The organism is Candidatus Streptomyces philanthi (assembly GCF_059553635.1).
In genome coordinates this window covers 1-5887 of record NZ_JCANQV010000334.1, presented here as the reverse complement: position 1 = coordinate 5887, position 5887 = coordinate 1, and the positions used below count along the sequence as shown (strand labels likewise).

1 protein-coding gene and 1 pseudogene are annotated in these 5887 nt (G+C 75.1%); both read left to right on the top strand.

Annotation, left to right across the window (positions count from 1 at the left end):
* Positions 1-2948 (top strand): annotated as a pseudogene (locus AC51EU_RS26120) (hypothetical protein); the annotation flags it as partial.
* The gene (locus tag AC51EU_RS26115; RefSeq protein ID WP_496269535.1) at positions 2945-5680 is read left to right on the top strand and encodes a right-handed parallel beta-helix repeat-containing protein; all 2736 of its coding nucleotides are present in this window, start codon (positions 2945-2947) and stop codon (positions 5678-5680) included. The pseudogene AC51EU_RS26120 and the gene AC51EU_RS26115, both read left to right, overlap by 4 nt.
* Positions 5681-5887: the final 207 nt, after the last annotated feature.

Sequence of the window (5887 nt, the reverse complement as noted above, 5' to 3'; positions counted from 1 at the left end):
CGGGCCGCGAGCGCCGGCAGGCCGCCGACGCCCCCGTCCGCGGCGGCGACGACGGGCCCCTGGGCGACGCGCGCCTCGACGCCTGGACGCCGTACCAGCGCGCCCGCCACGACCTGGCACGCGCCGCGGACGAGAAGGAGCGGGTCGGCCCGGGGCCGGACGGGGCCGGGCCCTCCAAGACCACCCCGAACATGCTCCGGGCCGAGGCCGGATACCACGAACGGCGCACCGAACTGGCCCAGGCCGAGGAGAAGTTGCGGGAACTCGGCGTCGAACCGAACGCCGTCCGCGAGGCCATCACGGAGGCCAACAACCGGATCGCCGTGGAGCGTTACCACCGCGGGGAGAACCCGGGCACGCTCGGCGGCGCCTTCCCCCACCTCGACCGGGAGCCGTCCCTCCTGAGCGGGGTGGCCCAGGAGCTGGACCGGATGACCGTGCACAGCCCCGGGCCCGCCGACGTCGAGATGACCGACGTCACCGGGCCCACCGGCGGTCACCACGGCCCCTTCGGCGGACCACCGGCCTCCGGCACCCCGCACGACGACCTCGACCTCGCCACCGAACTGACCTGGCCGGACGGGGGAGTGCCCGGAATCGAGAACGTCACCCCGGGCGAGATCTTCGTCAATGACGCCTTCCGGGACCTGCCGCGGCACGGCAGCGGCCCCCTGGGTCAGGACGCCTACCGCGACTGGGTGCGCCGCAGCACCACCGAACGCCTCCCCCTCTCCTTCGTGATCAACGTCGTGGTGCGCCACGGCGACATCGCGGGACAGAAAGGGGCCGAGCAGTTCCGGGCCTTCCTCGACGCGGTGCTGCACGACCCGGGGCACAGCTTCGGCTTCCACGGCCGGGTCGGCGTGGTCATCGGCGTCAACGGGCGGGCGTCCGAGATGGCCGGCATCAGTGCGGCCATGCGCGGGGCGCTGCGCGCGGCGGGGGAGGGGGAGGGCTTCCGGCATCCGCTGGCCCTGGTCGGCATCGGCTGGACGGGCGCGTCCTTCCCCTTCGGCACCGTGCGCAATGCCACCATGACCAGCCCGGCCGGCCGTTCCCTCGTCCACGCGATGATGCACAGCGGCGCCGGAGGCGGCGGAACCCACCCCTACCTCGCCTTCATGGACTTCGACGCCTATCACCACCTCGTCCCGAGCGGGCGGCACGTCTTCGGGCACTTCGAGGCGAAGTTCCGCTTCGGCCGGCCCGACGCGGCGGACCGCCCGGCACCGCTGCGCCCGCTGATGATGGCCGGCGGCTACCGCGTTCCCGGGCCCGCCGACCCGATGCGGGAAAAGCTCGTCACGGAGACCAACGAGCGCCTCAACAATCCCGCACTGAGTGTCGATGCGGGCGATGTGCCCGCATTCGACCGCCGTATCCAGGCCGACATGCGCGCCCGCACCGGCCTGGCCGGCATCCACCCGCTGTTGCCGTACGCCCCCGAGCCCAACCTCTTCGTGGACGCCGCGGCGACCCTGCTGGACGATCTGCCGCTCTGGCACAGCACGCGCGGCAAGGCCCCGCACGACGAGTTCTTCCGCTTCGGCCCGAAGGGCGCGGAGTTCCAGAACCTCAGCCGCGCACTCAACAGCCTCAACGCCTGGGAACTGAACCGGTCGCTGCCCGAGACGCTCACCGCGGACGAGCTCGCCGCGGTGCGCGCGGTGGCGCCGTCCTGGAAGACGCCGCAGGCGGCGGAAGCGGACGCGGCCGCGGACCGCCTCGCGCAGCGGCGGATACATGCCGCCAACCACACCCTGCCGGAGCGCGGGGCGGCCTTCGTCGTGGACTTCGAGGGCGCGGCGATCCAGACGGACCTCTCCCGCATCATGGCCGGATGGCACACGCCGAGGACCCAGATGCCCCAGGACCACACCGGCCTCCAGGCGATGAACCAGCTCTACCACGACCGTTCGGCCAAGGCCGACCTGGACCTCAAGGGGCACCGCGAGGCCCACTTCTCCGGCTCCGCCGCCGAACGCTACGCACAGGAGCCCTTCCGCCCCGTCGTCTCCGGGCCGCCGGACCTGCCCCGCACCACGGCCGAGGGCTTCGGCCCCGGCATGGGCACGGAGGCCAACCGGCTGGGGCTGAACGTCTCCGCCCCCGTACCCGGCAACGACGGCCTGCATGTCGGCGTCGGCCCCGAGGACCGCAAGCTGGCCGCCCGCGTCCTCGCCCTCAACTCCGATGCGGCGCGCTTCCTCCAGAACATGCGCGCCATCGCGGTCGGCAACCCGCCGGTCGACTCCCCGCTCGCCGCCGAGATCGCGGGCCTGCCGCCGCGCGGCCACTACTCGGGCGTCACCGACGCGCCCTCGCGCTACGACGGGCCCACCCCGCCGACCCCGCCCGACGTCTCGTTGTTCGGTGCCCTGGTCCGGGGTCGCGACGCCCAGGGCGGTCCGCTGATGCCCCCGGCGCTCCTCCAGGACCTGGTGGCACAGCACTTCGGCTCCCAGCCCGCCACCACGAGGGCCGTCGAGGCCGCGCTCGCTCAAGACGTCGGGTGGCGCGACCTGTTCGTGGCGCTGGCCACCGGCAACCACCGCCCGCGCGGCGCCGCCGGGCTCCCCGTGGCCCCCGGGGGCGGGGAGGCCGCGCAGCGCGGCGCCCAGGGGCTGGCCCTGCGGTACTACGCCGACACCATGGGTCGTACCATCACCGTGGTCCATCCCGACGGCGGCACCGTCCACGTCGTGGCCGGCGGCCCGACCGGGCGCGGACTCACCTTCACCTGGCGTCCCGGTTCGCAGGCCGACGGCCACCAGGGACACTGGGTGGTCACCGAGGACCAGGACCCACCGATCAAGGGCAAGCGCAAGAAGACGCCCGTGGACGAACTCGGCGCCGACCCGCACGGCAGCGGGTCACACCGCGTCAAGATGCCCCGTGCCGGGGGCCGGGGGCCGTCCAGGGGCGCGAGAGGGGAACAGCACAGATGACGACGGACCGCGCGGCGGGCACCGCCGTGCACCACGTCGGCCCGGGTCGCCCCGGCGCTCATCCCACCGTCGCCGCCGCGCTGGCCGCCGCCGCCCCCGGCGACGAACTCCGCCTCGCACCCGGCACGTACCGGGAGAACCTGCGCATCGAACGGGACGTGCGGCTGCGGCCCGACGGGCCCGGCACGGTCCTGCTGACCGCGCCGGCGGGCGATGCCCCCGCCCTCGAAGTGACCGGCGGCGCCCGGGCGGTACTGACCGGCCTGACCGTGGCCGGGCCCGCGGCGGACCGCCCGGCGGTCCTGCTGAGCGGCGGCCGCACGGAGTTCACCGGCGGCGGCCTCACCCGGGGCCGCCTCGACGTCCTCGGCGACGCCGCACTGACCATGACCGCGGCCACCCTGACCGGCGCCGCGCTCGCCGGCGCGCTGATCCGCACCACCGGCGACGTGCGCCTGACCGACTGCGTGCTGGACGCCGCGGACGGCACCGGCGTCGTCGTCGGCGGCACCACCCGCCTGGAACTCCACGGCACCCGCATCACCCGCGCCACCGGCTCCGGGGTGCGCCTGCGCGAGGACGCCCGTGTCCTGCTGCGGGAGTGCCTGATCGACACCACGGGCCGCAGCGGTCTGCTGGCCGAGGACCGGGCCGCCGCCGTCCTCACGGACTGCCGTCTGCGCCGCTGCGGTACCGAGGCCGTCCGCGTCCTGGACAGCTCACCGGCCCCCGAACCCGCCCCGGACGCCGCCCCGGACGCGCCGCCGGAGGCGGAGGCGCGCGGCGGGGTACTGCTGCACGGCTGCGAGGTCACCGCCGCCGGGACGGACGGCGTGCACGTCGCCGGCACCGGGCACGTACACCTGACGGACTGCGTGCTGCGCGACTGCGGCGGTAGCGGAGTCGCCGCCGGAGCGCGGGCCAGGGTACGGCTGCACACCACCCGCGTCGCGCGCACCGGCGCCGCCGGCCTGATGGCGTACGACTCCGCGCACCTGACCGGCCACGACACGACCGTCCGCGCACCGGCCGCCAACGGCCTGCTGGCGACCGGCGCGTGCCGGGCCGACCTCACCGACTGCGAGCTGACCGGCTCCCGCTTCAGCGCGGTGCACACCGGTGAGCGGGCCCGCGTCCAGCTGACCCGGGTGCGGGCCGGCGCCACCCCCGAACACGGGCTGCACGCCGTGGCCGACGCCCGTCTGACGCTGGAGGAGGTACGGCTCGCCGACTGCGGCATGTCCGGCCTGGACGTCACCGGCGCCGCCCGCCTCGACGCCGACCACCTGACCGTACTGCGCTGCCGTACCGGGGTCACCCTCACCACCACCGGCCCCGCGCGGCTGACGGACGGCACCGTGACCGACGCCGAACGCGCCGGGTTCCTCCTCGGCGCGGGCGCGGAGACCCGGCTCACCGGCGTCAGGGTGCTGCGGGCCGGCACCGCCGGGATCGTCTTCGACGAGGGGGCGGCGCCGCGCGCGACGGACCTGGAGGTCGTCGAGGCGCAGGGCTCGGGCCTGGTCGTCGCGTCCGGCGCCGAGCCCGTCGTGCGCGGCCTGCGGGTGGTCCGTCCGGGCAAGAACGGTCTGATCGTGGACGCCGAGGGCGGCGGCACGTTCGAGGACGCGGAGATCACCGACCCCGCCTACCCGGCCGTCCACCTGGGCGAGGGCGCCACCCCCGTCCTGCGCCGGTTCCGCGTCCAGGACGCCGAGGAGGACCTGAGCGCCGAGGACGGCGCCGACGCGACCGTGGAGGACTGCGTCTCGCTCCGGGTACGCGAGGCCCACTGGCCGTCCCTCCACACTCCGGCCACCGCGACCGCCGACGGGCCCGCGAACACCTCGTCCGCCACCGTGCACCAGCCCCCCACCGAGACCGACCTCGACGAACTCCTCGACGAGCTCCATCAACTGATCGGCCTGGACCGGGTCAAGCAGGACGTCGCCTCCCTGGTGAAGCTGATGCGCATGGTGCAGCAGCGCAAGGCGGCCGGGCTGGCCGCGCCGCCCCTCAGCCGCCACCTCGTCTTCGCCGGCAACCCCGGCACCGGCAAGACGACCGTGGCCCGCCTCTACGGCCGCATCCTGGCCGCCGTGGGACTGCTGGAGCGCGGCCACCTCGTCGAGGCCGACCGGGCCGCCCTCGTCGGCGAGTACGTCGGACACACCGGCCCCAAGACCCAGCGGGTCTTCCAGGAGGCGCTCGGCGGCGTCCTCTTCATCGACGAGGCGTACTCGCTCGCCCCGGCGGGCGGCTCCGGCGGCAACGACTTCGCCCAGGAGGCCATCGCCACCCTGGTCAAGCTGATGGAGGACCACCGGGACGCCGTCGTCGTCATCGTCGCCGGATACCCCACCGAGATGGAGCACTTCATCGACTCCAACCCCGGTCTCGCCTCCCGCTTCAACCGCACCCTCCTCTTCGAGGACTACGGCACGCCCGAACTCGTCCGCATCGTCGAACAGCACGCCGCCTCGCACCAGTACCGTCTGACCGACGCCGCACGCACGGTGCTCGCCGGCTACTTCGACGGCGTCCCGCGCGACGGACGGTTCGGCAACGGGCGTTCGGCGCGCCAGACGTTCCAGGCGATGACCGAGCGCCAGGCGTACCGGGTGTCGGAGATCGCCGCGCCCACCGAGGCCGACCTGACGACCCTCTCGGAACTGGACGTACCGGAACTCTCCGGCGTCCCCGCGGCCCCCGGCCCGTCCGGCCGCGCCTGACCCACCGAAGACCCCCGCACCGCGCCCACCACAGGAGGCACCAGCGTTGTCCCAGAGCAGCAGCCACCCCGGCCCGGAGCCGTCCGGCACGCCCGGCCCCGACACCCCCGCGCCCGGCGGCTTCGCGCGGACCTTCGCCAAGGGCGCCCGGGTGCCCCGGCGCGGAATGGTGCCCGGCCGCCGGGTGTGGACGACCGTGCTGGGCAC

What these genes read in the sequence shown, in the direction of transcription:
- AC51EU_RS26115 (WP_496269535.1), top strand. Translation starts at nt 2,945, where the DNA reads ATGACGACGGACCGCGCGGCGGGCACCGCCGTGCACCACGTCGGCCCG.